Below are 25400 nucleotides of genomic sequence, written 5' to 3' on the forward strand. Positions count from 1 at the left end.
TTCGAAAGACCTTACTTCAAAAACTTAAAATATTCTTTCAAAACTTCTGCATTTTGAATGTCAGCTGTGTTGATTTCTAAAATTTTTGGTTTAGCTTCTGGCTTGAAGAAATTATCTAAAACTCTTAACAGAGTATCTTCGTCTTCCACTTTAAAATATCCAAAACCGAAATGTTTGGCTAGATTTTCGCAGTTTTTCTGATGTTTGGTCGCTATAAATTCGTCTATTGCATTAGAAGTTGTAGGTCCGGGAATAATTCTAAAAATATTTCCTTCACCGTTATTCATCACGATAATTCTAGTGTACGGCGGAATGTAATTGTTCCAAAGTCCATTAATATCATAGAAAAATCCAAGTTCGCCAGAAATCAAAATTGTAGGATTTTTGTTCATCATCGCAAAACCCATCGCAGTAGAAGTAGAGCCGTCTATTCCACTGGTTCCACGGTTGCAATAAATGTTGTGATTTTGTGAATATGGGAACAATTCTGCATAGCGAATCGCTGAAGAATTAGAAATATGAATGTTATAGTTATTTGGAATTTTTTGTTCTAAAATCTGGAAAATTTTAAAGTCTGAAAAATCTATTGTTTTGCAATATTCATCGTGTTTTGCATCTTTTTTATCACGAAGAACATCCCAAAGATTGAAATAAGCTGATGGTTCTAACTTGGCAAATTTCAACAACTGACTGAAGAAAATCTCTGGTTTTGTTTTGATTTCTTGAGTTAATGCAAAATAAGTATTCGGTTGCCAAAATTCATCAATATGCCAATGATTTTGAGGTTTTGCTTTTCTCAAAAATTCTTTCACTTTTTTAGAAACCACATTTTGCCCAATCGTGATCAGTAAATCTGGAGCGTAGGTTCTAAAATCTTCTTCGGTGAAATTAAAAACATATCGGTCAATATGATTGAAAAATTTGTCATGATAGAGGTTAGAATTCGCTTCTGTAAGCACAACCACCGAATGATTTTTCACAAATTGCGACAATAAACTTTGGAGTTCAGTATTTTTGTCAAGCGTTCCTGCTAAAATCAAAATTCTTTTAGCCACGTTAAATTCAGAAACTAGGGTAGAAGAAATCTCGAAATCTCTTTTCTGAATGGTTTTCTCTATACTAGGGAAAACTGGCAATTCTGTAGCGTATTGGTATAAAGGTTCTGTAAGCGGAATATTGATATGAACTGGACCTTGTTTCTCGAAACACAATTCTATCGCGGTTTTTACGATTTTTAAGTTCTCTTCTTCTGCATTTTCCTTATCGTCTTCCAAAAGCTGAAAATCTCCGTAGGAATGCTGTTGAAACAAATCTTTTTGACGAATGGTTTGTCCGTCAAATAAATCTACAAAATCTGTAGGTCTGTCTGCGGTAAGTACCAAAAGCGGAACGTTTTGATAAAACGCTTCTACTACAGCTGGATAATAATTGGTAGCAGCAGAACCAGAGGTACAAGAAATCGCAACGGGTTGCTTAAGAGATTTTGCCATTCCCATCGCTACAAAAGCAGCGCTTCTTTCATCTATGATGCTGAAACATTCAAAAGAATCTAGTTCTGAAAAATGAATAGCAAGTGGAGCATTTCTGCTTCCTGGTGAAATCACCATTTTGTCTATTCCATATTGCTGAAGAACGTGTCCTAAAATCTGAATACTGCGTTTTGATGAGAATTGTTTCATAAATACAAAGGTATGAGATTTTTTGGAGTTTTTTAAATTTCAGAATAAGTTCGAGAGATGATATTTGATATATCTCATTTTAATTTTCTCAAATTCTAGAAAGGAATATGATTTTAAAAAGCTATTTCGAGTTTGCCGAAAAGTATGCCTTTTTTAACCAAAAAGACCACTGACTTGAGAAATTTTACAGGAATAGCTTTTATAAAATATTGAAAATGAAATAAAAACAAAAAACCACCACATTACTGTGATGGTTTTGGCGCCTTTTGCTGGGCTCGAACCAGCGACCCTCTGATTAACAGTCAGATGCTCTAACCGACTGAGCTAAAAAGGCTACTCTTGTTGTTTTGAGTGGTGCAAATATAATACGTTTTTTCTATTTGCGCAAAATATTTTTTGAAAAAATTTACATTATTTTAAAAATGGTGAAATGATAAATTTGTAAATATCTGATCCAAAGATTAATAGCATTAATCCCATTAAAAAGATTACTCCAATCATTTGTGCATTTTCTAAAACTTTTTGAGGAACTGGTTTGCCTGTGATGAGTTCCCAAGTCGTAAATAAGGCGTGACCACCGTCTAATCCTGGAATTGGAAGTATGTTTAAAAATGCTAACCAAGCAGAAAACATAGCCGTAAAACTCCAAAATGCAACCCAATCGATTTCTTTAGGCATCATTTTCACAATTGCAATTGGTCCGCCTACATTTTTGTAACCTTTGATTTTTTTGTTGAACATTAATTTAAACTGCTTAATCTGCATGGTAAGAGATTCTACAGTTCTCTCAAAACCTCTGCCAATTGCTGGTAAAAAGCTGTATTCTTGATTGGTTACTGTATTGTTGAAAGCAGCTTCAGCTTCTTTAAAATCTGGTCTGAAACCTATTTTTCCTTCTTTGTTTGTATTGAAAGTAAATCTTTTTAATTCATTATTTCTAAAAACATCTACAGTAATCGGTTGGTTTTTCTTTCCAGCTAGTCCATCAGAAAATTCATCAAAAAATCTAATCGTTTTACCATTAAGAGCTACAATTTTATCTCCTTTTTGTAATCCAGCTTGTTTTGCAGGACCTTCTATTAAAGAATCCACTACTGGTGCAAATCTGTTTTGTATATAAAGTTTTGCAGTTTTTGAACCTAAAATATGTGCAATTCCGTCTTCTTTTGGTGCGAAAGAAACTTCTTTACCGTTTCTAAGTACTGTGATTTCATTAGCAAGAAGCATATTAATCATAGAGTTTTCCATTCTTACGGCAGGTTTTCCATCTATTTTTAAGATTTTGTCGCCGTTCATCAATCCCATTTTTGCACCTTCTTCAGAAACTGCAATTCCATTCTCGAATTTTGCTAAATCATGGTATTTTTCACCTACAGATAAATTCAATCCCGTGTAAATAGCCCAAGCTAAAATAAGATTCACGAAAATACCACCTAACATGATGATAAGTCTTTGCCAAGCTGGTTTGCTTCTGAATTCCCAAGGTTGAGCAGGTTGTTTCAGTTGTTCTGTATCCATGCTTTCGTCTACCATTCCTGCGATTTTTACATAACCACCAAATGGTAACCAACCGATTCCGTATTCGGTTTCACCAATTTTTTTCTTCGCTAATGAAAACCATGGGTCAAAGAATAAGTAGAATTTATCTACTCTGCATTTAAACCATTTTGCAGGTAAAAAATGCCCTAATTCGTGTAGAATAACGAGAATTGAAATACTTAATATAAACTGAAATATCTGCGTTGCTAATTCCATTAAATTTTAATTTTTTTAAAGTTATGCAAATGTAATAATTCTCTCTCACTAAAACTGTACCAAATAAAAAAAGACGCCAAAAAGCGTCTTTTCCATTAAATATTGTTGAATTTTTTATTAGAAGTTAAATGATAAACCTATGCTACCATTGTTACCAGCTTCTATAAATGCACCTACATTATTGTTGAAGAAATATCTTACACCTAAGTGTGCACCTAGTCCGAATGTATTTCCTAATAAACCTACGTCTAAACCAGGATATAAATCCCATTTGCTCGGCATATTAAGAGCGTCTTGAAGGTGGAAATTAACTCTACCAAAAACAAAAACGTTATTGTCTTCATTATTGTCTCTGTATCCGTCGAAATAGAAATTTGCTCCTGCTCCTAAAGAAACTACATTAGAAACTCCATAATCGTACGTTGCTGTAACGCCAGTTCCGTTTCCGTAACCGTTAAAACCAACTTGTAATTTTTGGTCGCCTTTACCTTGCCATGCTTGTGCAAATGCTAATTGTCCTGCGAACAACATTGTGCATGCTAATACTAATTTTTTCATAAGAATATTTATTTTTAAGTTTTATTTGAATTTCTGTTTTTCTAACGACAAATTTATAGTAATGTTGCCTAACGAAGATACTTTTGTGGTAATTTTGTAAAACATTTTAAAAATTCTGAAACATAAGCATTATGAAAATCATCGGTTTAAGTCAAAATATTATTTGGAAAGAAAAACATGAAAATTTTCTTTTGATAGAAGAAAAATTCAAAGATTTAGAAGCAGATTTGTTTTTGCTTCCTGAGATGTTTACTACAGGTTTCTACATGAAAGCTCAGGAAGTTGCAGATGAAGAAGAACTAGCTTTGACTTGGATGAAGAATTTTGCCAAAACTAAAAATGCTGCAATTGGCGGAAGCGTTTCTGTGAAGGATAATGGCAAATTCTATAACCGATTTTATTTTGTAAAACCAGACGGAACTTACCATCAATACGATAAAAGACATCTTTTTTCTTACACTGGCGAAGATAAAGTCTACACTGCAGGAACGGAAAGAGTAGTGGTGAAATATTTAGGATTCAGGTTTTTGTTACAAGTTTGTTTTGATGCAAGATTTCCAGTTTTTGCTAGAAACAGAAAAGATTATGATGTCATTCTAAATGTCGCGAATTGGCCAAAAACCAGAGTTTTGGCGTGGGAAACATTAAATAGAGCAAGAGCAATCGAAAATCAAGCCTATGTTTTTGCCTTAAATAGAACTGGCGAAGACGGGAATAACTTGAAATATCAAGAAAGCAGTCATTGTTTTTTTGCAGATGGAACAGACATTTCTACTAAAAATGGAGATTTAATCTTTGCAGAATTAGATTTGCAAAAATTAGAAGCTTTCAGAAAAGAGTTTCCATTTTTGAATGATGCAGATGATTTTAATTTGTATGGTCTGAAATAATTTTCCAGCCGTCATTAAATTTCTGGAAAACCAAAGTGTAAATTCCATGAGGAGTATCATTTGCACGGATAAGTTTCCACTTCCCAAAAACATAAGCGTGTTTTTTGCCTAGCATTTTCACTTGAATGTCAGAAAATTCTAGAATGCCCATCATTTCTTTGTTGGGATAAGTTTTTTTGTAATTGTCTAGTGTTTTTTGCCAACCGTAAGTTGGTCCTTTTGAACCGATAAAAAGCAGTGAATCATTTTTCCAATATCCTTTCATGAAATTTTCAATATCGCCATTATTCCAAGCGGTTTGTTGTGTATGCAAAACTTTCAAAATGTCTTTTTCTTGTGAGAAAAAGATACCGAAACTTGATAACAGAATAATTGTAAAAAGATTTTTCATAATTCATTAACTTTGGGTAAAAGTAACAAAAGTTACGCTCAGTCAAGCATTAAATTCACAAATTTGAAAAAACAATTATGAAAACAAGAATTTACTTAACGCTCGCAGTTTCAGGAAGATTTTTGATTCAATGTTCCAAGGAAACGGGAAATAAAGGTGTTTTGCCCAAGGAAATTATTCCGCAAAAACAATTAACGAAAGCTGATTTTAAAAAAATCGCCGAAGAAACCAAAAAGAATTTGGTGACCAATCTTACGCAGAAAATTTCTGAAAAAGGAGCTGAAAATGCTTTAGAATTTTGTAATGTAAACGCCATTCCGCTTACCAAACAGTTGGAAGACCAGCATAATGTGATGATAAAAAGAGTTTCTGATAAAAATAGAAATCCTGATAATGCGGCAAATGCTGCTGAATTGAAAATTATAGAACAGTTCAAAGCACAATTGGCCAAAAAAGAAGAACTAAAAGCAACGAAGGAAAACGGAGTTTTTTATGCGCCAATTACCACTAATAATATGTGTTTACAATGTCATGGCTCCGAAAAAGATGTAAAACCAGAAACCTTAGCTAAAATAAAATCACTCTATCCTAATGATAAAGCGACAGGTTATCAAGAAAATGAAATGCGAGGTTTGATGGTGATTAAACCGAACTAAATGAAGTGTTTTCCTATAAAGAAAGTTGGCTTCAGAATTTCTGAAACCGACTTTTTGTATATATGAATGAATGATTGGGTTATCTTTGGTTTTGAACAAATTTGTTCAATTCTCTGGCGTAACTTTCGAAGTCAAATGCGTCGTATAATTCGAAATAATTTCTTTTGTCTACACAATTTCTATAAGCCATCTTTGCAAATTCCAGTCTATTTTTATCAAAACTGAACTCTTTCATAATAGATTTGATTTGTCTCGTGTTGAAATCAGTTCTATTGAGTTGGCTTTTTAAGAAATCTAATCTTCTGTCATCAAAACTCTGTTTTTTAAGCATTTGTAAGAAAGAAGAGAATTCTCTTTCGCTCATTACATTTCCGTAAGCATCTCCGTATCCATAATCGTTTTGATAATCATCATAAGGATCCCAAGAGTTTCCGTTTCCATTTCCGTAAGGACTGTTCCAAGTGTCATTCCAAACATTTCCGTAGTTGTTTCTTAGGTTGTAGGTTCCTAGAAGATATAAACCTTGATGTGTAAAATAGTCTAAAACCAATCTGGTATTGTTTTTAATATTGATTCTGGTTCTGTACACTAGGAAATTTCTTTCATAGATAGAAATAACGTTGTTTCCTGGCATCAAGTCAAAAAATCTAAATTTTCCTGAAGCGTTAGAAATTTTTTGGTCACCAATTTCTATGCTAAAGTAACCTTGCTCTGGAATTCTTAAGAAAACTTCGGCGTAACCATAAGCGTAGTTTTGGTTCCAATTATAATTAGGTCTTGATTTTTCTGTAGAATTTCTAAAACCATTATCGTTTCTAAAAACTGAAGATTTATCTTGAGAATTATTTCTGCCAAAAGCTTCATTTTTTGCAGAAGTTTCGGTTTTGCTCGCTTCGTTTTTTAATAATTCTCCAGCTTTTCCTGCTTCTTGTGCACTAAATCCTAGTGCGATGAATGCGGCTAATAAAAAATAAAATTTTCTCATATTATATTTATTTAAATAAGTTTTTCTTGGCTGCTTCTAAAGTCTTGCCTCGAAAAACTTAGGGTTGCTGTTATGAGATATTCTATTTCCGTGCCAAAGTCAGAAAACGCTTTCTGGAAAGGCTTTATAAAGGAAAAACGCAACAAAATTTTATGATTTTAGTTGCGTTTTTATAAAAAATATGAAAAGTTTTGCGTTTGTTCTGTATGTAATTTTACAATACAAAGGTATGCTAAGAATTGCAATAAATTCTTGTAAAAAATCTTCGGAAAATGGTAATTTTTATTTATTAAGATGTTGTCTGAATTCAGAAGGCGAAATTCTAGCGTGGGTTTTAAAAAACTTGGTAAAATAAGAATTGTCTTCAAAACCTAATTGAAAAGAAATTTGAGAAATGCTTAATTCTGAGTTGATGAGCAACCTTTTGGCTTCTAGAATAATCCTGTTTCTAATGATTTCTCCAGCCTTTTTGCCTGCGAAAGTTCTACATACGAAATTGAGGTAATTTGCAGTAATCGCGAGCTTGTCTGCATAAAATTTGGGATAATGTTCAGCGGTATAGTTTTCTTCTACCAGCTTTTGGAATTTATTGATTAAAATTCTTTGATTGGTAATATTTATGTTTTCGTCTGTATTTTCTTCGTCGTTTAAAATGAAGTAAAACAATTCGAGAAGATAAATTCTGATTAAATCTTCGGATTTTCTTTTTTGTTGTTTGTATTCGAAATTAATTTTGTCAAAAATTTCTTTGAGTTCTTCAGCTTTGTCTTTTTTGATTTGATAAGAAGTAAAGTTTCCATTAATTCTGAAAAATGGCAATTTATCTATACAATGAGATTTTGCGAGAAATGAAGTGAAAAATTCTGCATTGAAATTAATCAAATAACCTTTGGTCACTTGTTTTTTGAAATTCAAATCATGCACTTGTCCCGCAGAAATAAAATAGATGATTGGAGAATCTATAGAATAGTCTTCGAAATCTATTTTATGAATTCCAGCGCCTTCTTCTACGTACAGAATCTGGTGAAAAGTGTGACGATGAGGTTTTTCTGGAATAAAACTTTTTTCTGTCAATAAATCTTGCAATTCATGAACTACGATTTCACTTTCTGAATTTTCAGTAGAAATCAAATCGCAAGCGCTATAAACAGGAAAATTACTCATGAATGAGATTATTTGTGTTGATTGATGAGGTTGACTAAAGTATTTACATCATGTACGCCACTTTCTCTCCAAAGCATTTCACCTTTTTTAAAAAGAGCAAGGGTAGGAACGCCTCTCACGTTATATTGAGCCGCAATATCAGGATATTGGTCTACATCTATTTTTATGATTCTGGCATTATCTCCTACTTGTTCTTTTACAGTGACTAATACAGAAGATTGTACTCTGCATGGTTGACACCACACTGCAAAAAAGTCTATTAACACTGGTTTTTCAGAACTGATGATTTCTTGAAATTTTTGTGACATATCTCTTTGTTTTATAAAAAGTTAAAACAAATTTACTAAAAAAAGACAGAGAAACTATGGTAGGTTTTTATGATTTGTGACAGTACAATTTCCTGAAGCGCAACCAAATTTAAATACAGACATGGCAACAAAATACAACCCAAATGGAATGAGAATCCACATTTTATCCATTACAGATTGCGCCACAATCCATATTCCACCAATCAAATAGACGATTCTTCTCAAATTCCAATCGCTAAAGAAATTTCTCATTTTATGATAATTTGTTTTTAAGGCTCATCCAACCACCGCCGTTATAAACTTCTATAAATCCACTGTTTTGTAAAATGCTTTTTGCAGCAGCACTTCTTGCGCCACTTGCACAACACGTGATTACAGGTTTGTTTTTATTGATTTTTCCTAAATTTTGACTTAGCGATTGTAGCGGAACGTTTTTAGCGCCTTTTACATGACCTCCATTAAATTCTGCAGGCGTTCTTACGTCTATAATTTGAGCTCCATTTTTTACCAATTCTGCGTAGTCTACACTTTTACCGCCAAATAAGTTTTTTAAAAATCCTAACATGTTTTATTTATTTTCTTTTGTTTTTTCGAAAGTTGAAAGAATAAGATAACCCATCACCATACCATAAACCGAACTGTTGATAGGTTTAGACGTAATGGCACAAGTTCCGGTATTGCACCCAATAAAATGGTAATAAGCGTAACCTAAAATTCCGCCTAATATGATTCCGATGAGTCCTAATTTGTATTTTTTAATAAAATTTTCCATAATTTTTGATGAATTTTGCCAAAGTTTTTAGAAACTCAACTTTGGCAAAATTTTAATTTTTACTCTCTTTTGCAAGTGTTAATGCCAAATAAAGTATAAAGCGGACAAAAGCCGATGGCTCCAGTTAATAGAAAAACGAATGCAACTGCAGTTGCCACGATTCCCCAAGTTCCTTCAATCACTTTTAGGTAAACCAAAACGGCTAAAATTAATGCAACGAAAAGTCTGATGTACTTGTCTGTTGCTCCCATGTTTTTTTTCATATTTTTTTGTTTTATGGTGAGTTTTATTTTTTAGTGAAGTTAATAAAAACTTCGGTGTTTTGTCTTGGTTTTATACTGTTGTAGCAGTTTTCTAATGTTTTAATCTCGAATTTTTCGCTGAAAAGAGATTTGTATTCTTCTATATTTCCACCAAATGGAGGGAATGGATTCCCGAAGTCTTTATTGAACATTACTCCAATGATTTTGCCATTTTCGGCAAGTAAATCGTGCATTTTTTCTACATATTTTGCTCTTAAAACTGGGTCAAGTGCGCAGAAAAATGTTTGTTCTACAATGATATCATATTTTCCTTGGTGTTCGAAAAAATCTTCGCAGATGACTTCTACTTCGTGGTGAGAAAACTTCTGAGAAATCACTTCGCAAGCTTTCTGAGCAATGTCCAGAAGCGTGATGTTTGTAAAACCTTCTTCTAAAAGTAATTCTGCTTCGTGAGCATTTCCGCAACCGGGAATTAATATTTTAACATCTTTATCTTCTACTTGCAAAAAATATTCTGCAATAGGTGAAGAGGCTTCGCCAATGTCCCAACCTGTTTCGCCATTTTCCCAACGAGAATTCCAAAAACTTTGATCGAATTGATTCAATTTTATAACTCTTTTACAATTAAGAATACATTTTCTATATCTCTTCCTACCACTTCGTGTTCTACATTTACAGGGATTTCGTAAACATCTCCTTCTCTTAAAACAGTTGTTTCTCCAGAGATGTTAAAATCTACTTTCCCTCTTAGCAAAACTAAAGTTGCAGGAATAGTTGTGATATGCTTTGCTAACACTTGTTTTTCTGATAAGCCTACAGTAAAAAGGTTGACTTTATCCGTTTTTTTGATGCTTACTACAGAAGGTTTGTCTCCTGTGAAGTTTGTTTTTTCGAAAATATTCATTACAATGCGGTTTTACTTTGACATACAAAATCTGTAGTAGGAACTTTTTCTGTTTTTTTAATTCCGTTAAAACCACCTTCTACTTCTGTGAAATTTCTATAACCTCTTGCTTGTAAAATACTTGCAGCAATCATGCTTCTGTAACCACCTGCGCAATGCAAGAAGAAATGTTCATCTGGATTGATGTTTCCTACCCAATCATTAATGTAAGCCAATGGTTTGCTATAAGCATCATTTACGTGTTCTGCCGCATATTCTCCTTCTTTTCTTACGTCGATAACCTTGCTGTTTTCATTGAATTTTTCTGCAAATTCTTCTGGCGAAATTCTATGAACGGTATCTATTTCTTTTCCTGAATTTTTCCAACTTTCAAAACCGCCTTTTAAGTATCCTAAAACATTATCAAACCCAACTCTAGAAAGTCTAGTAATGGTTTCTTCTTCAGTACAATCATCACATACCAAAAGAATAGGTTGTTGTACGTCTACAATCATGCTACCAACCCAAGGTGCAAAATCACCTTTCAAACCGATATTAATCGATTGAGGAATAAATCCTTTATAGAATTCTGCAGCATTTCTAGTGTCTAAAATTAAAGCTCCAGTTTCTTCGGCAGCGGTTTCAAATTCATCTACTGAAAGTGCGGTTTTACCTTTTGCTAAAACTTCATCAAAACTGGTATAGCCTTTTTTGTTCATTGCTACATTCATACCGAAATATTTCGGTGGAGCGGTTAAACCGTCTAAAACTGCAGCAATAAAACTTTCTTTAGAGGTTTGTTTTAGAGCATAATTGGTTTGTTTTTGATTTCCTAAAGTGTCTACAGTCTCTTTTTGCATGTTTTTTCCACATGCAGAACCAGCGCCATGAGCTGGATAAACGGTAATATCATCTTCTAAAGGAAGAATTTTATTGTATAATGAATCATAAAGCAAACCTGCTAATTCTTCTTGCGTAAGATTTGCTGCTTTTTGAGCTAAATCAGGTCTTCCTACATCTCCTAAGAATAAAGTGTCACCAGAGAAAATAGCATGGTTTTTACCATTTTCGTCTATCAATAAATAGGTAGAACTTTCCATGGTGTGACCAGGAGTATGTAGAACTTTGATTTTTATTTTTCCAATTTCGAAAACTTGATTATCTTCTGCTACGATGGCTTCAAATTCTGGAGCAGCAGTTGGTCCATATATAATAGGAGCTCCCGTTTTTTTAGATAAATCTACGTGACCAGATACAAAATCTGCATGGAAATGTGTCTCAAAAATGTATTTGAGTTTTACATTGTCTTTTGACAATCGATCAAGATAAGGCTGTACCTCTCTTAATGGATCAATGATGGCTGCTTCTCCTTCAGAAACGATGTAATAAGCTCCTTGAGCTAAACAACCAGTATAAATTTGTTCTATTTTCATCTTAATATTTTTATATGTTACTACACTACGAAGTTACAACAAAAAATCTATGACTTTTTTTCTTCGTAATTTGTAGTACAAAAATGGGGTAAATTTTAATAGATTTCTGTAACAAAAATCACATAGATTGATAGAGAATCACTATTAAAGAGATTTAGTGAAAAAAGATTTCTTTGATGATGATATAAATTCCCATTGTCAATACGAACCAACCGAAAACAGGTTTCAGCTTTTTACCATCTATTTTTTTTGCTAATTGAATTCCAATCAGCATTCCAACGACAGCAATAGAAGTGAAAATCAAAAGAAATTGCCAATTGATTTCTGTTTTTTGAGAGCTTAAAAAACCCAAAAGAGAATTCATAGAAATAATCATCATAGAGGTTCCGATGGCTTTTTTCATTTCTAAATTAAGCAGCATGACTAATGCAGGAACAATGAGAAAACCGCCACCAGCTCCAATCATTCCTGTAATCATACCTACAGCAATTCCTTGGGTGACCAACATAGGATATTGCGGATTTTGATTTGTAGTTTCTATTTTTTGATTTCCTACAATCATTTTAATGGATGAAATGAGCATTAAAGCAGCAAAAAGAACTAAAATGAATAGATTTTTCTCAATAGGAAATGTTCCTATGCTGAAAAGAGGATTAGGAAGATGAGGTAAAATGATTTTGCGAACAAAAATCACAGACAATACAGATGGAATCCCAAATAATAAAGCAGTTTTAAAATCTACATTTCCTTGTTTGGCATTTCCTGTAGCGCCAACTGCACTCGCAACACCTACTACAAAAAGAGAAAGAGTTGTTGCGGTTAATGCGTTCATGTCAAACAGATAGACAAAAATAGGAACTCCTAAAATACTGCCACCGCCGCCAATTATTCCCATAATTAGCCCGATGATAAGTGCGAAAAAGTATCCTAAGATTTCCATTAATTGAATTTTTGCAAAGTTCTGTTTTGTAAAAATAAAAAAATGCAACTTAAGTTGCATTTTTATGATAAAAGTTCAATTTTATTTCTGCCTAATTTCAATTTGCCGTCTTCTTCCAGCGATTTTAGTAGTCTGGAAACCACTACTCTGGCTGTTCCTAATTCATTGGCCAATTGTTCGTGTGTGGTATGAATAATTTTAGAATCGGTAAGTTCTGATTTTTTTTGAAGCAAAGAGAGTAATCTATCATCTACTTTTTTGAAAGTTACTTCATTTACCATTTCTAACAGTTCTTCAAAGCGTTTATGGTATAATTTGAAAATATAATCTAACCATTCTGGATGTGTTTTGATGAGTTGTGCTACTTTTTCCGTGGGCAAGAATAATATTTCTGCATCTTCTTCTACTTCGGCTTTTACTTTAGATGTTTCTCCGTGTAAACCACCAAGGAAAGACATTACGCAACTTTCGCCAGCTTTAATATAATAGAGTAGAATTTCTCTACCATCTTCTTCGGTTCGCATTACTTTTATGCTTCCTTTGGTAACGATAGGGATAGAACGAATTCTTGCGTTTTCGTCTAAAATAACATCGCCAGCTTCGTAATTTTTTATAATGCTGTATTCGTATAACTGTTTTAAAAGTTCTGGTGTTGCGCTAAATTCTGTAGTTTTTGACATTTAAAAAATATTTTTAATTTCAAAGTTATTATTGCCCATTTCTATGGTTTCGCCTGATGTTTTGCCTTTTACGTTTTTGTAAATAGGAGCGTCTTCTGAGAATGAAATCACATCCTTATCTCCCAATTTAAATGCTGGAACAGAAACTCCGATGAACAGATAATTCTTATCTGTCTCTAATAAAGCGCCAGCTTCTGCAATTTCCTTAGTTTCTGATTTAGAATCTTCTAAAAATTTCAGATTTTGTTTGGCTTCGTTCAGCATTTTTTCAAAGCGAAGTTGCATATCTTTGGCTTCTGTTTGTCTGGCGTAATCTTCTGGGTCTAACGTGTTATCTTCGTCAATATCAGATTCATGCTTATAGCGTTCCACCGAAGCTTTTAGGTTTGCAATAACTTTTTGATACTCATCTATAATGCTAGATAAAATAAATGCTTTATCCATGATTTTTTTATTTTTGATGATTAACAAATTTAAGCAAAAATATTGACATTCCTATGTGTAAAAAGAGATGAGGTTTGTCAATCTTCTAAAAGTAAAGCCTAGGAAAATTCGCTAGGCTTACTTAGACTAAAAAATAAAACTTTTGTGCCTAAAACATTTTAGACACAAAAGATAAAAAAGTATTAAAAATTATAGCTAAAACCAATGTTGAAGCTTCTACCAACGGCTAAAATTCTTTGTTTTTTATTGGTAGAAAGTGTTCTGTTTAAATGTTCTGCATAAGCACGGTCAAAAATGTTTAAAACATCAAAACTTAAAGTAGCATTTTTGAAAACATTGTATTTTGAGGTGAAATCAAACACTGAAAATTCTGGAGTAGTAAATTCACCAAAAGTAGGATTGATTCTGCTTTGTTTTGCTGAATATCTGTAATGAAGTCCCAAACTTACTGGCGAAAAATCTGCTAACACATTCCAGCGGAAATCTAGCGGAGCGATTTCTGGTAAAGGATTATTGGTGTTCATGTCTTCTGCATATGTATAAGCTGCAGCTAATTCTGTGCGGAATTTTGGTAAAAATTGCCAATTAAATCTGGTTTCCACTCCTGTTTTGAAGGCTTTTTCTATATTTTGGATTTGTCTGGTTCCTGGTGCCGTCATAGAATATGGTTTGATGGGAACAATCACTCCAGAAATATAATTTTCTAAATAAGAATAGAAAACATCTGCTTGAAAGAAAATATTATCTTTTTTATGAGTGAAAATAAGGTCGATTTGGTTGTTGGTTTCAGGTTTTAAATCAGGATTTCCTACCAATTCGTAAGCGTCTATTCCTACAGCAAATCTATTGATATATCTTTCGGTTAAACTTCCACTTCGTTGTGCTCTTCCTAGCCAAATTCCCAGCTGATTATGGTTGCACAAATTTTTATTATATCCTAAACTTAAGCTGTGGTTCAAGTTTTCTGCTTTTCCGTCTCCGTAAAGTGTTTTGAATAGATTAGAAAGTGCTTTCGCATCACCTTTATTGTAATCTAAACGAAGAGAAGCTACTAATTTTGAATTTTTAAAATTGATTTGATATTCATTAAACCAACCGATTTGGTCAGTAGAAGAATCTTGCCAAGAAGTTCCGTCTCTCATTGGCATCATTGCAGGCATAATCATTCTGATATTTTCCGCGCCTTCATGTTTATAATCTAAGCCAGTGTAGAAAGTGTTTTTTCCAAAAGCGAATTTAGATTCTAATCGGGCTCCATAAGTGGTAGATTGTACGTCAGAAACCATTTTTCTATCAGGAGTTCCCATAGAATGGTCTACGAAAGAGTAGTAAGAATTAAAATCTAAGTGTTTTAAATATTTTTGGTTGAATTCTGCCAAATGTTTTAACTGAAACATCCATGTTTTGTCATAGATTAAATCCATGTTTAGCGCAGCAAATTCTACATCTCTTCCTTGGTTGGTATTGATTTGTAATGTGGTTACATTTTGGTCATTCCATTTGAAATTTCCTTTGGTTCCCATGTTGTATCTTAGAAAAGCAGAACGCACTTCGTCACCATTTCCGTCTTTGTAGCGGTCTCCTTTTTGATAAGAACCGAATAAATCCCAAACAATTTTTTGGTGTGAAAGTTGAGAAAATAATTCATTTCTAAAAACGTTTCCGTTGCTTTCGTAGCCTGATGAAATTCTACCACCTAATTTTAAATTTTCTGTAAATTCAGGAGCAAGGGTTACGAAATTAATAGTTCCTCCGAAAGAATTTCCATAACGGAAATGATAAGGACCTTTGTAAATTTCAGCTTCTTGAACCATGTTCATATTCACTTGAGAAACTGCAGGATCCATTCTACTTGGGCACGCATTTACGGCATGAGCAGCACCGTCAATAACAATATTCAACTGCTCATATTTGAAACCTCTCAAAACAGGGTCTGTAGCATAATTTCCTGCTTTTTTAATTCCGTTAATTTCTGGAATAGAATTCAGGAATTTTCCCGCATCGTGATTCAGTAAATCAGATTGCTTGGTTTCTAAGTTTTGTTTGTTTTGAGATTTAGGTAAAACTTTGGTAATTTTTACGACCTCTATATTTCGGTAAGTGCTGTCTTGTTCTTGTTGAGCAAATAAAGTGTGAGTTGTTGCAAAAAATATTGCAGCAATGCTATAAAGTTTAATATTCATTGTTTTTAAAATTTAGATTAAATAATCATATGTCACTGCACTTCATCAAATCATGATAAAGAGAAATGTTCTGAACGAAAAAAGTGATTAGGTTTAAGCTAAATTTTTCGGAGGATCCGGGAGAATATGTGTATAACCATCTAAAGTGAAAATATGGTCATATGAAAACTTTTTAGTTTTGAGTTCCAAAGAAAAAGGATTTTTGATTTCCGTTTCTAAGGGTTTTGAAGGGAGAATGTTCAGTTCGAAAGCATATTTAATTTGTGAAGCTGGATTTTGAGATTGCTCTGTTGCTTTCTTAACCTGACATTTACCGTTACAGTCTAATTCTGGTTTTTGTTTGTTGATACAGTAGGTTTCGTAGAATTCTGTATTAATTTGATAATCTACATAGAAAAGTGAGTTCTGGAAACTTGCCAGAAATATGATAGAAGATAATATGAAAGAAATAGCACTTTTCATTGCATTACAAAAATAGGACAAATTTGTCTTATTATGCAAATGATTTTAATCAGGGCAAAAATACATTTAAAAAATAATTTCGCAGAAGTATTTCTAAATTTTTTAAATTTAAAGGTTGAAAAAAAAGAAAATAATGTCAGAAAAATCAAAATTTATAGAAGAACTGAATGCTAAATATCAACCAAAAGGAGAATATATCGTTCTGGGAAAAGGAATGCTAGACGGAGAAGTGATTACCGAAGTAGATGTTACCGTTCCTCTAAAAACAGTCAATAGACACGGCCTTATTGCAGGAGCTACAGGTACAGGAAAGACCAAAACGTTACAAGTTTTTGTAGAACAACTTTCGCATAAAGGTATTCCAACTTTAGTGATGGATATTAAAGGTGACCTTTCTGGAATTGCTGTAGAAGGCGAACAAAATGATAAAATCAACGAAAGATATGCGAAAACGCAATTGCCATATCAGCCGCAATCTTTTCCAGTAGAACTCATGACCATTTCTGCAGAAAAAGGTTTGAAATTAAGAGCTACTGTTACAGAATTTGGTCCGGTTTTGCTTTCTAAAATTTTAGGATTAAATGAAACGCAATCCAGCATTATGTCTATCGTTTTCAAATATGCAGATGATAAGGCATTGCCGCTCATTGATTTAGATGATTTGAAAAAAGTTTTGCAATATGTAACCGATAATGCTGATGGCAAAAAAGAATTAGCAGACAATTATGGCTCTATATCGCCAGCTTCTTTAGGAGCAATTCTTCGTTCGATTGTAGCGATGGAACAACAAGGAGCAACGAGTTTTTTCGGTGAACCAAGTTTTGATGTAGAAGATTTATTGCAAACCAGAGGCGGAAAAGGTGTAGTAAACGTTTTAAGAGTTGCTGATATTCAGAACCAGCCGCAATTGTTTTCTACATTTATGCTTTCGCTTTTTGCAGAAATTTACATGACTTTTCCAGAAGAAGGAGACAGCGGAAAACCAAAATTAGTTCTTTTTATAGACGAAGCGCATTTGATTTTCAATGAAGCAAGTAAAGCTTTGCTTTCGCAGATAGAAACAATGGTGAAACTCATTCGTTCAAAAGGAGTAGGAATTTATTTTATCACTCAAATTCCAGGGGATGTTCCAGAAAATGTACTTTCTCAGTTAGGGCTTAAAATTCAGCACGCTTTGCGTGGTTTCACGGCAAAAGACAGAAAAGAAATTGATAAAGCAGTAGAAAATTATCCGATTACCGAATATTATGACGCAGCCAATTTAATTCAGAATTTAGGAATTGGTGAAGCTTTCGTAACAGCGCTTGATGAGAAGGGAATTCCAACACCGCTGGTTCATACTTATTTGATTTCTCCAGAATCCAGAATGGATGTTTTGACTTCTGAAGAGATAGACGATTTGGTTAATTCTTCTGATTTGGTTAAAAAATATAAAAATGAGGTAGATAAAGAATCTGCCTACGAAATTTTAGCCAAACGCATGGAACAAGCTGCGGAAGTAGAAAAAGAAGTAGCACAAGAAAAATCTACGGCAAGACAACCCAAAGAAGAGCCTGGAATGTTCGAGCAAGTGATGAAATCTAGAGCCGGAAGAACATTCACCACAACTTTAGCCAGAGAAGGAGCCAAATTTGTCCTCGGAATGTTTGGTTTGAAGATGAGAAGGTAGGGCTTTCTCAATGTATTTAAAAGAGTAATAATCTTATTATAATATAAAACTAACAACTTAATTTTAAAAAAAAACTATTATTATGGCAAACTTACAAAACAACAGATTGAATGTAACCGCTACCGCTGAACAGATGACAGCAGTAAAAACAGCATTGCAAACCATTAATACAAATTTACCATTTTTGGTTGGGCTTACAGACGCAGAGCGTTCTTCGCTTTCTTCTATGGATGTTAATAACAAGACTTTTACAGAAGACGCACTTAATTCTGCGAACAATAATCCTACCTTAGTGCCAGCCTATATTAATGTGGCTAATTTACAAAACGACCTTACCCTCTTTTCTCAACTAGACGAAATTTTGCTATTGGCGCGCCAATTATGTGAACGAATAGAAGATACCAAAATACTTGCGGGGTCTGAAGCCTATGAAGCGGCAAGGCTATTTTACCAAGCCAGTAAAACCGCAGCCGAGGCAGGGGTGCCAGGAGCAGATGCTGTAGTTAGCCAATTAAGTGCTAGATTTTCTAACCAAGGCGGAAGCGGTCAGCAGCCAACCAATCCTTAAAATTATTTCTTTGATAAAATTCCTGCTTATGGCAGGATTTTTTTTGCCCTGTAATGGCAGTTGTCTTATACCAATATCAAGAACAAGGTTTTATATTCTGGGAGCAAAGCATAGGAATGTGGTTATGCTGTCAATATGAAGAAATCATCCCAATCTTGCTTTTTAAAATCACATTATTTCTGTTTAGCTTCTTATATTAGTTAAAGTTAATTATAAACTAACTTAGCATTAAGTATTAAATAAAATGTATTTTATTATAATTAATTTTAATGTTAATTTTTAGTTTAGTAAATATTAATAATAAGTAAAGATTAAAAAAAATAATATTTAGGTTTAGTATATATTTAAAATTTATAAAATGATAAATATAAATAAGTTAATAGTTATATATAAATTTTATGTTTTTTTATTGTAAACATATTGTATATTTGTGAACAAAAGACAATAATATATCACATGCCTATTATTAAAAAGTTTACCCAGACCAAAGCAGATGACCCTACGCCGATAGGTAATTTGGTGCATTGGTTTATTAAGGAAAAACACATCAAGAAAAAAGATGTGGCAGAGTCTTTAGGCGTATCGGGCATTACTCTTAACGGCTATTTCAAACAAAAATCTTTACAAACAGTTATTCTTTGGCGTATTGGCAAAGCCATCAATTATAATTTTTTTGCATTCCTCGCAGAACGCATCAATATACCCTACGAGACGCAAGCTGAAAAAGACCTAAAGGATCAATTGGAAAATTTACAACAAGAAAACCGGGACTTAAAAAAGGAAAACGATTTGCTAAAAGAGATAATGAAGAGATAAGTAATAATTTTTGAAAAAAGCATATAGATTTTATAAATTATGGTAAAAACTAATACATATAAACTAGAAGAACATATTAATGATTGGGTAAAAGCCCAATTCAAAAAACTAAAACTTACAAATCAAGCAGATTATTATACCGAATCGGCAATCCCCGAGTTTCTAAAAGAGGCATTGAGAGGCAGAGCCAAAACAGAAAATAAAACCAATTTTGGAAAGCCTGATTTCAGTCTTACCAAATATAAAATTCCTGTTGTTATAGAAAACAAATTAGGACGAGCTAAACTCATCAACGAAACCAAAGAGGGTGTAAAATTTGATGATAAAAGCATTGCTGGGTTTGCCGTAAATGGTGCTTTGCATTATGCCACTGGGATGATAGCATCAGGGAAATTTCATGAAGTAGTTGCCATAGGTATAGCAGGTGATAGTGAGGAGAGTATAACACTTAAGGTCTATTATGTATATGGTAGTGGAGAAAAGGCATTTAAACTTTTAGAGGAAGTGAAATCTCTTCATTTCCTAGAAAACCAACATACCTTTGAACTTTTTTATAAAGAAGCAGTACTGACGGAAGAGGAAAAACACGATATCTTAATCCGCTCACAAGCTGAACTGAAAACACAAGCCAAAGCTCTGAATAAACTGATGCATAATCATAATATTACCGCTCCGCAAAGAGTGCTTTATGTATCGGGCATGTTGCTATCTATGCAAAATATTATCAACAGCCAAGGCGAAAAAATACAAGATGGTCTTGTGCCTGATGACCTAAAAGGCATACAGACAGACAGTAAAAGAGATGGGATGCAGGTTCTTAATCAAATTAAAGAATTTTTAAACGCTAGAGAAATCCCTACAGATAAGCAAAATCTTATGTTGGCTAGTTTTAACGAAATTGCCAAAGATGCCCAACGAGATGAGCTTACCAGTCTTGATAAAGAAGTCGCTAAACTCATCAATGGAAAGGCAAGTGCCAATAAACAGATTTTTACCTTTATCTATCAAAACATTTTCCTATCTATTGAAGAGAATTTGGGGCATTTGGATATCATGGGCGAAATGTATTCTGAATTTCTAAAATATGCCTTAGGTGATGGGAAAGAAATAGGCATTGTACTCACTCCGCCTTATGTTACCAAGATGATGGCAGAAATACTAGGCGTAAACCAGCACAGCCGTGTGATGGATTTAGCTACGGGGTCCGCAGGTTTCCTTATCTCTGCAATGGAACTCATGATACAAGATGCCGAAAAAACTTATGGCAAAGCCACCACCGAAGCCGAAAAGAAAATAACCGAAATAAAACAAAACCAACTTTTAGGAGTAGAACTTAATGCCGAAATGTTTACCCTTGCTGCAACCAATATGATATTGCGTGGAGATGGTAGCAGTAACATACAAAAAGGCAACTCCTTTAGTACTCCAGAGCAATTATATACCAATTTCAAAGCCAATAGATTATTGCTCAATCCGCCTTTTAGTTATGACGAAAACGGAATGCCCTTCATTGCTTTTGGATTAGACAAAATGGAAAAAGGTGGTATTGCTGCCATCATTATACAAGATTCGGCAGGTAGTGGAAAAGCAACACGTACTAACCAAAGCCTTTTAAAAAAGCACCGTCTACTAGCTAGTATAAAAATGCCTACCGACTTATTTCAGCCAATGGCAGGAGTACAAACCAGTATTTATATAGTAGAAGCGCATGCGCCACACGACTTTGAGAAAACTGTGAAGTTTATAGACTTCCGTAATGATGGTTATAAACGCACCAGCCGTGCTCTGCAAGAAATAGACGAGCCTACAAAACGCTATGCCGATATTATAAAAATATACAAGGCAGGGCGTAATGCAAAAGTAGAAGCTCAATGGGACTTAGCAGAGATGTATGTAGAAGACTTTATTACGCCTAGCGGTGCTGATTGGAATTTTGACCAGCACAAAACCATAGACACCAAACCTAGTTTGGCAGACTTTAAAAAAACCGTTGCCGATTATCTGGCGTGGGAAGTGTCTAATTTATTAAAAAACCAAAGCCCAGCCGAAGCGTTGGGAAAGTAGATGCCCTACTCAGCAAAAAACTGCAACAAGTTGAGTGGGGAGAATTTACATTGGGAGAGTTGTTTGAGAAAATAAAAGTAAATTCATTAAAATATAAAACATCTGAAATACCAAGTATTCCAAAAGATGAATTTGTTTTACCTGCATTAACGGCAGGTGTTCAAAATCAAGGGTTGAATAATTATGTTCCAAAAGATAATGCTACAATACTTAAAAATGTAATTACTATTTCAGCGAATGGAGCTAATACAGGTGCTACATTTTTTCAAAATAAAGAATTTACTGTCTTACAAGATGCCTATGCGATTAAATGGATATATACAGATGATATTTTAACAGACAATAATTATCTCTTTTTAACGGGAGCAATTTCTAAAAGAATTTACGGTAATTATGAATGGACAAACAAAGCAGGATGGGAAAGAATAAAATCTGAAAAGATCTATATACCAACCCAAAATGGTAAAATAGATTTTGCTTTTATGGACCAATTTATATCGGAGCTGGAGGAAAGAAGAATACAAGAAATGGAAGCGGAGCGTATAGCGGAGCTGGAAGCGTATTTGCGTGTAACAGGACTTAGTGATTATATATTAACAGAAGAAGAAAGAGCAGTATTAGAGGCTTTTAGAAACGGTAAAATATCGTGGGGGGGGGGTAGAACTACTTGATAAACAGCGAGTTAAAGATATTGAATGGAGGGTGTTTAACCTTGAAAAACTTTTTGGTAAATCTACAAGAGGGAGAAGATTAAGAAGCCAGGATAGAATTTCTGGAAATTTACCATTTGTAACTGCTGGCGAAGCCAACGAAGGTATTTCAGATTTTATAGGAAATGATGTAATTGTTTTTTCAGAAAATACTACTACAATAGATATGTTTGGCTCTGCAAAATATAGAAATTACAAATACGGAGGAGATGACCACATTGCTGTTGTTCATACTGAAAACTTGCCTAAGTATGCAGCTATATATGTCACAACTGCTATTCATAAAGTTTCTTATGCAGGGCAATTTAGCTATTCTAGAAACTTTTACGCAAAAGATGCCGATAACTTAAATATTTCTCTTCCCTCCGTACAAGGGAAACCTATGTATGATTATATGGAGGTCTTTATTCGAGCGGTACAAAAGCTTGTTATAAAAGATGTGGTGCAGTATGCGGAAAGGAAAGTTGCTGCAACGAGGGCAGTAGTAAAATGATTTTTTTAAAAAACTCGCCGTAAATTTATTTATGTAAATTTGTGGGATATTTATTTTTCGTTTTGTATACCATAATAGACATAGAAGGAAACGGAGCGCCTTATAGAAAAGAAAGCATTATAGAGATTGCGATTTTCAGATATGATGGCCACGTTATCACAGACCAATTTATTTCACTTGTTAATCCAGAAAGTGAAATATCTCCATTTGTACAAAAACTGACAGGAATTACCCAAAAAATGGTAAAAACCGCTCCGAAATTTCATGAAATCGCGAAAAGAATCATAGAAATTACAGAAGGAACCATTTTAGTAGGGCATAATATAGATTTTGATTACAGAATGCTTCGTCAGAGTTTTAAGAGATTAGGTTTTGACTTTAAAATCAATACTTTAGATACCATTCCTTTGACGAAAAAACTGATTCCTCATGAGAAAAGTTATTCTCTGGGGAAATTATGTAAATCTATTGGGATTCCTTTGGTAGATGAACACAGAGCTTCTGGTGATGCAAGAGCTACTTTGGAACTTTTTAAATTGTTAAAAACCAAAGACAACAGCCACGAAATTATTCAACAACATCACGAAGAAAGCAACGCAAAATCTTATATCAATAAAATAAAAGAACTTACTCAGGATTTACCTTCGGAGAAAGGTTTTGTGTATTTTCAAAATGCTTCTGGAGCCATTCTTTTTGAAGATTATGTAGATGATATTTTTAGAGTTTCTAAAAAACTATTCAATTCTAAATCTGCTAAATGGCAAAGCATTCAGGAAGAAGTTGCCCAAATTAATTACGAACTTACGGGAACAGATACCATTGCGAGATTGATTTTGCTGAATCAGAATAAATCGAAGAAGCAGTTTTTACCTTACGGTTTGTTCTACATTGATGGAAAATTTAAGGTTGAAAAAAACTCTAGTCACTCAGAAAAGCCATTATTGAAATTCAAAAACTTTTCTCAAGGCAGTAAAGTGAAGCATTATATCACCGAAAATGAATCGCTTAGAGATTATAAAACGCTGAAAGAACTCATTACGCTGAAAGGTAGAAATGAACTTTGGATAGGAAAAGGAAGAAATCTCGGTGAGAAATCTTTTCTCATCATAGAAGAAGGAAAATTGATTTCATTCGGGTATTATGAATTGTTCCATCAGATTCAGTCTAGGAAGAAATTAAACAAATTGCAGATAGAAGTGAAGAAAGTTTCGCCAGAAATCATCAATGATTTAAAACTATCTTTACTGAAAAATGAATATAAGATAGAAAAATTGCCTAAATAAATCTAAATATATAATCAAAAATAGATATTTTTTACTGAATAATAATTTTGTTTGGTTTTAAAATCTAAAATTTATATTTTTGCAGTAAAATTTTTATTATGACAAATCAAGATTTGCTTCAGATTGCAGAAGAATTCGGAACGCCGGTTTATGTTTATGACGCCGATTCTATAAAATCTCAGTACGAGAAACTCACCACTTCTTTTGCAGAGAGCACTAAGTTTTTCTACGCTTGTAAATCACTCACCAATATCAACATCCTAAAATATGTAGAAAAATTAGGAGCGAATCTTGATTGTGTTTCTATAAACGAAGTTAAATTAGGTTTAAAAGCTGGTTTTTCGCCAGAGAGAATTTTATTTACACCCAATTGTGTAGACCTTGCCGAAATAGAAGAAGCAATGTCTCTGCAAGTGCATATTAATATTGATAACATCTCTATTTTAGAGCAATTCGGCACTAAATATGGTGATTCTTACCCTGTTTTTTTAAGAATTAATCCACATATTTTTGCAGGAGGAAATTATAAAATTTCTACAGGACACATTGATTCTAAATTTGGGATTTCTATTCACCAAATGCGTCATATAGAACGCGTGATGAAATCTACTAATCTTAACATCGAAGGTTTGCATATGCATACTGGTAGCGAGATTAAAGATCCAGAAGTTTTCTTACAAGGTTTAGAAATTATGTTTGAACTTTCAGAAAGTTTCCCAAATCTTAAATATATTGATATGGGAAGCGGTTTCAAAGTTCCTTACCAAAAAGGCGAGTTAGAAACTGATGTGAAAGCTTTGGGGAAAAAAGTAGAAAAAGCAGTGGCTCAGTTCAAAAAAGAAACAGGTAAAGATTTTGAATTGTGGTTTGAACCGGGGAAATATTTGGTTTCTAAATCTGGGCATTTTTTGGTAAAATCTAACGTGATTAAACAGACAACTGCTACAGTTTTTGTTGGGGTGAACTCTGGATTTAACCATTTAATCAGACCGATGTTCTATGATTCATATCACGTCATAGAAAACCTAACTAATCCTAAAGGGACTGAAAGAATTTACACCGTAGTTGGAAATATTTGTGAAACCGATACTTTTGCTTGGGACAGAAAATTACACGAAGTTAGAGAAGGAGATATTTTAGTGTTCAGAAATGCAGGAGCTTATGGTTTTGAGATGAGTTCAAATTTCAATTCTAGATTGAAACCAGCTGAAGTTTTATTCTTAGATGGAAAAGCGCATCTCATCAGAAAAAGAGAAGAATTCGATGATTTATTGAAAAATCAAATCGAAGTTTTATAAATTTTAAATCAGAGGTTGTAATTCATTTACAACCTTTTTTTGTAAATTTACTA

29 protein-coding genes and 1 tRNA gene are annotated in these 25400 nt (G+C 33.5%); 10 read left to right on the forward strand and 20 right to left on the reverse strand.

Annotated elements, in window-relative coordinates; translation table 11 throughout:
- Window positions 1-11 precede the first annotated feature (11 nt).
- From menD to ACT53I_RS11670, 4 genes are all read right to left on the reverse strand, one after another.
- The gene (gene menD, locus ACT53I_RS11655; protein ID WP_476079781.1) at window positions 12-1679 is read right to left on the reverse strand and encodes a 2-succinyl-5-enolpyruvyl-6-hydroxy-3-cyclohexene-1-carboxylic-acid synthase; all 1668 of its coding nucleotides are present in this window, start codon (window positions 1677-1679) and stop codon (window positions 12-14) included.
- A 257-nt stretch (window positions 1680-1936) separates the two neighbouring features.
- Window positions 1937-2013: transfer RNA gene (locus ACT53I_RS11660), tRNA-Asn, on the reverse strand.
- Between the two features lie 77 nt (window positions 2014-2090).
- A complete protein-coding gene (gene rseP, locus ACT53I_RS11665) occupies window positions 2091-3434 on the reverse strand; it encodes an RIP metalloprotease RseP (protein ID WP_476079782.1) in 1344 nt (447 codons plus the stop codon).
- 117 nt (window positions 3435-3551) lie between these two features.
- Window positions 3552-3992, reverse strand: a complete 441-nt coding sequence (locus ACT53I_RS11670; RefSeq protein WP_069800447.1) for a DUF6646 family protein — start codon at window positions 3990-3992, stop codon at window positions 3552-3554.
- Window positions 3993-4114: 122 nt separating this feature from the next.
- Between ACT53I_RS11670 and ACT53I_RS11675 the strand changes: the two genes are divergently transcribed.
- The gene (locus tag ACT53I_RS11675; RefSeq protein WP_476079894.1) at window positions 4115-4882 is read left to right on the forward strand and encodes an amidohydrolase; all 768 of its coding nucleotides are present in this window, start codon (window positions 4115-4117) and stop codon (window positions 4880-4882) included.
- Here ACT53I_RS11675 and ACT53I_RS11680 read toward each other — a convergent pair.
- Window positions 4860-5273, reverse strand: coding sequence for a YybH family protein (locus ACT53I_RS11680; RefSeq protein ID WP_476079783.1), 414 nt, complete (start codon window positions 5271-5273; stop codon window positions 4860-4862). The two genes, ACT53I_RS11675 and ACT53I_RS11680, sit on opposite strands and share 23 nt — an antisense overlap.
- Before the next feature lie 77 nt (window positions 5274-5350).
- Here ACT53I_RS11680 and ACT53I_RS11685 point away from each other — a divergent pair, with 77 nt between their 5' ends.
- Window positions 5351-5929, forward strand: a complete 579-nt coding sequence (locus ACT53I_RS11685; protein WP_476079784.1) for a Tll0287-like domain-containing protein — start codon at window positions 5351-5353, stop codon at window positions 5927-5929.
- A 79-nt stretch (window positions 5930-6008) separates the two neighbouring features.
- Here ACT53I_RS11685 and ACT53I_RS11690 read toward each other — a convergent pair whose 3' ends face one another.
- The 15 genes from ACT53I_RS11690 to ACT53I_RS11760 form a co-directional block, all read right to left on the reverse strand.
- The gene (locus tag ACT53I_RS11690) at window positions 6009-6914 is read right to left on the reverse strand and encodes a DUF4476 domain-containing protein (protein ID WP_476079785.1); all 906 of its coding nucleotides are present in this window, start codon (window positions 6912-6914) and stop codon (window positions 6009-6011) included.
- A 282-nt stretch (window positions 6915-7196) separates the two neighbouring features.
- The gene (locus ACT53I_RS11695; protein ID WP_213190336.1) at window positions 7197-8078 is read right to left on the reverse strand and encodes a helix-turn-helix domain-containing protein; all 882 of its coding nucleotides are present in this window, start codon (window positions 8076-8078) and stop codon (window positions 7197-7199) included.
- An 8-nt stretch (window positions 8079-8086) separates the two neighbouring features.
- Window positions 8087-8386 (reverse strand): thioredoxin family protein, encoded by a 300-nt coding sequence (locus ACT53I_RS11700; protein ID WP_069800441.1) that lies wholly within the window; start codon window positions 8384-8386, stop codon window positions 8087-8089.
- A 54-nt stretch (window positions 8387-8440) separates the two neighbouring features.
- Entirely contained in the window at window positions 8441-8638 is a 198-nt protein-coding gene (locus ACT53I_RS11705; protein ID WP_069800439.1) for a hypothetical protein, read from the reverse strand.
- Window position 8639: 1 nt separating this feature from the next.
- Entirely contained in the window at window positions 8640-8951 is a 312-nt protein-coding gene (locus tag ACT53I_RS11710) for a rhodanese-like domain-containing protein (protein ID WP_476079786.1), read from the reverse strand.
- A gap of 3 nt (window positions 8952-8954) precedes the next feature.
- A complete protein-coding gene (locus ACT53I_RS11715) occupies window positions 8955-9158 on the reverse strand; it encodes a DUF6132 family protein (protein WP_476079787.1) in 204 nt (67 codons plus the stop codon).
- Between the two features lie 59 nt (window positions 9159-9217).
- Window positions 9218-9421, reverse strand: coding sequence for a YgaP family membrane protein (locus tag ACT53I_RS11720; RefSeq protein ID WP_476079788.1), 204 nt, complete (start codon window positions 9419-9421; stop codon window positions 9218-9220).
- A 23-nt stretch (window positions 9422-9444) separates the two neighbouring features.
- Window positions 9445-10026, reverse strand: coding sequence for a methyltransferase (locus ACT53I_RS11725; RefSeq protein ID WP_476079789.1), 582 nt, complete (start codon window positions 10024-10026; stop codon window positions 9445-9447).
- A 2-nt stretch (window positions 10027-10028) separates the two neighbouring features.
- Window positions 10029-10325 (reverse strand): cupin domain-containing protein, encoded by a 297-nt coding sequence (locus ACT53I_RS11730; RefSeq protein ID WP_476079790.1) that lies wholly within the window; start codon window positions 10323-10325, stop codon window positions 10029-10031.
- Window positions 10325-11737: an MBL fold metallo-hydrolase gene (locus ACT53I_RS11735; protein ID WP_476079791.1), complete on the reverse strand. Its 1413-nt coding sequence runs from the start codon at window positions 11735-11737 to the stop codon at window positions 10325-10327. Before ACT53I_RS11735 ends, ACT53I_RS11730 begins: the two co-directional genes overlap by 1 nt.
- A gap of 154 nt (window positions 11738-11891) precedes the next feature.
- Window positions 11892-12677, reverse strand: a complete 786-nt coding sequence (locus ACT53I_RS11740) for a sulfite exporter TauE/SafE family protein (RefSeq protein WP_476079792.1) — start codon at window positions 12675-12677, stop codon at window positions 11892-11894.
- Between the two features lie 62 nt (window positions 12678-12739).
- The gene (locus tag ACT53I_RS11745; RefSeq protein WP_104792901.1) at window positions 12740-13357 is read right to left on the reverse strand and encodes a Crp/Fnr family transcriptional regulator; all 618 of its coding nucleotides are present in this window, start codon (window positions 13355-13357) and stop codon (window positions 12740-12742) included.
- Window positions 13358-13801 carry a hypothetical protein gene (locus ACT53I_RS11750; protein WP_476079794.1) on the reverse strand — a complete coding sequence of 148 codons (444 nt, stop codon included), beginning with the start codon at window positions 13799-13801 and terminating at the stop codon, window positions 13358-13360.
- Between the two features lie 182 nt (window positions 13802-13983).
- A complete protein-coding gene (locus tag ACT53I_RS11755; protein ID WP_476079795.1) occupies window positions 13984-15984 on the reverse strand; it encodes a TonB-dependent receptor domain-containing protein in 2001 nt (666 codons plus the stop codon).
- 93 nt (window positions 15985-16077) lie between these two features.
- Window positions 16078-16446: a hypothetical protein gene (locus tag ACT53I_RS11760; protein ID WP_476079796.1), complete on the reverse strand. Its 369-nt coding sequence runs from the start codon at window positions 16444-16446 to the stop codon at window positions 16078-16080.
- Window positions 16447-16579: 133 nt separating this feature from the next.
- Between ACT53I_RS11760 and ACT53I_RS11765 the strand changes: the two genes are divergently transcribed.
- The 8 genes from ACT53I_RS11765 to lysA all read left to right on the forward strand — a co-directional run bounded on the left by ACT53I_RS11765 (window position 16580) and on the right by lysA (window position 25347).
- Window positions 16580-18115: a helicase HerA-like domain-containing protein gene (locus tag ACT53I_RS11765; protein ID WP_476079797.1), complete on the forward strand. Its 1536-nt coding sequence runs from the start codon at window positions 16580-16582 to the stop codon at window positions 18113-18115.
- A gap of 82 nt (window positions 18116-18197) precedes the next feature.
- Window positions 18198-18683 (forward strand): hypothetical protein, encoded by a 486-nt coding sequence (locus ACT53I_RS11770; RefSeq protein ID WP_374361991.1) that lies wholly within the window; start codon window positions 18198-18200, stop codon window positions 18681-18683.
- Window positions 18684-19139: 456 nt separating this feature from the next.
- Window positions 19140-19499 (forward strand): transcriptional regulator, encoded by a 360-nt coding sequence (locus tag ACT53I_RS11775; RefSeq protein ID WP_476079798.1) that lies wholly within the window; start codon window positions 19140-19142, stop codon window positions 19497-19499.
- Between the two features lie 39 nt (window positions 19500-19538).
- Window positions 19539-21563 (forward strand): HsdM family class I SAM-dependent methyltransferase, encoded by a 2025-nt coding sequence (locus tag ACT53I_RS11780; protein ID WP_476079799.1) that lies wholly within the window; start codon window positions 19539-19541, stop codon window positions 21561-21563.
- 59 nt (window positions 21564-21622) lie between these two features.
- Complete coding sequence (locus ACT53I_RS11785; protein WP_476079800.1) at window positions 21623-22234, forward strand: restriction endonuclease subunit S; 612 nt, start codon at window positions 21623-21625, stop codon at window positions 22232-22234.
- Between the two features lie 31 nt (window positions 22235-22265).
- A complete protein-coding gene (locus tag ACT53I_RS11790) occupies window positions 22266-22766 on the forward strand; it encodes a restriction endonuclease subunit S (RefSeq protein ID WP_476079801.1) in 501 nt (166 codons plus the stop codon).
- Between the two features lie 62 nt (window positions 22767-22828).
- Window positions 22829-24049 (forward strand): 3'-5' exonuclease, encoded by a 1221-nt coding sequence (locus tag ACT53I_RS11795; RefSeq protein WP_476079895.1) that lies wholly within the window; start codon window positions 22829-22831, stop codon window positions 24047-24049.
- Between the two features lie 98 nt (window positions 24050-24147).
- A complete protein-coding gene (gene lysA, locus ACT53I_RS11800; protein WP_476079802.1) occupies window positions 24148-25347 on the forward strand; it encodes a diaminopimelate decarboxylase in 1200 nt (399 codons plus the stop codon).
- The last annotated feature ends 53 nt before the right edge of the window (window positions 25348-25400 follow it).

Source organism: Cloacibacterium sp. DMC96 (assembly GCF_056313765.1).

What these genes read in the sequence shown, in the direction of transcription:
- ACT53I_RS11730 (WP_476079790.1), bottom strand. Translation starts at nt 10,325, where the DNA reads ATGAATATTTTCGAAAAAACAAACTTCACAGGAGACAAACCTTCTGTA.
- ACT53I_RS11735 (WP_476079791.1), bottom strand. Translation starts at nt 11,737, where the DNA reads ATGAAAATAGAACAAATTTATACTGGTTGTTTAGCTCAAGGAGCTTAT.
- ACT53I_RS11740 (WP_476079792.1), bottom strand. Translation starts at nt 12,677, where the DNA reads ATGGAAATCTTAGGATACTTTTTCGCACTTATCATCGGGCTAATTATG.
- ACT53I_RS11670 (WP_069800447.1), bottom strand. Translation starts at nt 3,992, where the DNA reads ATGAAAAAATTAGTATTAGCATGCACAATGTTGTTCGCAGGACAATTA.
- ACT53I_RS11760 (WP_476079796.1), bottom strand. Translation starts at nt 16,446, where the DNA reads ATGAAAAGTGCTATTTCTTTCATATTATCTTCTATCATATTTCTGGCA.
- ACT53I_RS11710 (WP_476079786.1), bottom strand. Translation starts at nt 8,951, where the DNA reads ATGTTAGGATTTTTAAAAAACTTATTTGGCGGTAAAAGTGTAGACTAC.
- ACT53I_RS11685 (WP_476079784.1), top strand. Translation starts at nt 5,351, where the DNA reads ATGAAAACAAGAATTTACTTAACGCTCGCAGTTTCAGGAAGATTTTTG.
- ACT53I_RS11690 (WP_476079785.1), bottom strand. Translation starts at nt 6,914, where the DNA reads ATGAGAAAATTTTATTTTTTATTAGCCGCATTCATCGCACTAGGATTT.
- lysA (WP_476079802.1), top strand. Translation starts at nt 24,148, where the DNA reads ATGACAAATCAAGATTTGCTTCAGATTGCAGAAGAATTCGGAACGCCG.
- ACT53I_RS11700 (WP_069800441.1), bottom strand. Translation starts at nt 8,386, where the DNA reads ATGTCACAAAAATTTCAAGAAATCATCAGTTCTGAAAAACCAGTGTTA.
- ACT53I_RS11705 (WP_069800439.1), bottom strand. Translation starts at nt 8,638, where the DNA reads ATGAGAAATTTCTTTAGCGATTGGAATTTGAGAAGAATCGTCTATTTG.
- rseP (WP_476079782.1), bottom strand. Translation starts at nt 3,434, where the DNA reads ATGGAATTAGCAACGCAGATATTTCAGTTTATATTAAGTATTTCAATT.
- ACT53I_RS11745 (WP_104792901.1), bottom strand. Translation starts at nt 13,357, where the DNA reads ATGTCAAAAACTACAGAATTTAGCGCAACACCAGAACTTTTAAAACAG.
- ACT53I_RS11775 (WP_476079798.1), top strand. Translation starts at nt 19,140, where the DNA reads ATGCCTATTATTAAAAAGTTTACCCAGACCAAAGCAGATGACCCTACG.
- ACT53I_RS11695 (WP_213190336.1), bottom strand. Translation starts at nt 8,078, where the DNA reads ATGAGTAATTTTCCTGTTTATAGCGCTTGCGATTTGATTTCTACTGAA.
- menD (WP_476079781.1), bottom strand. Translation starts at nt 1,679, where the DNA reads ATGAAACAATTCTCATCAAAACGCAGTATTCAGATTTTAGGACACGTT.
- ACT53I_RS11750 (WP_476079794.1), bottom strand. Translation starts at nt 13,801, where the DNA reads ATGGATAAAGCATTTATTTTATCTAGCATTATAGATGAGTATCAAAAA.
- ACT53I_RS11680 (WP_476079783.1), bottom strand. Translation starts at nt 5,273, where the DNA reads ATGAAAAATCTTTTTACAATTATTCTGTTATCAAGTTTCGGTATCTTT.
- ACT53I_RS11755 (WP_476079795.1), bottom strand. Translation starts at nt 15,984, where the DNA reads ATGAATATTAAACTTTATAGCATTGCTGCAATATTTTTTGCAACAACT.
- ACT53I_RS11715 (WP_476079787.1), bottom strand. Translation starts at nt 9,158, where the DNA reads ATGGAAAATTTTATTAAAAAATACAAATTAGGACTCATCGGAATCATA.
- ACT53I_RS11765 (WP_476079797.1), top strand. Translation starts at nt 16,580, where the DNA reads ATGTCAGAAAAATCAAAATTTATAGAAGAACTGAATGCTAAATATCAA.
- ACT53I_RS11720 (WP_476079788.1), bottom strand. Translation starts at nt 9,421, where the DNA reads ATGAAAAAAAACATGGGAGCAACAGACAAGTACATCAGACTTTTCGTT.
- ACT53I_RS11780 (WP_476079799.1), top strand. Translation starts at nt 19,539, where the DNA reads ATGGTAAAAACTAATACATATAAACTAGAAGAACATATTAATGATTGG.
- ACT53I_RS11770 (WP_374361991.1), top strand. Translation starts at nt 18,198, where the DNA reads ATGGCAAACTTACAAAACAACAGATTGAATGTAACCGCTACCGCTGAA.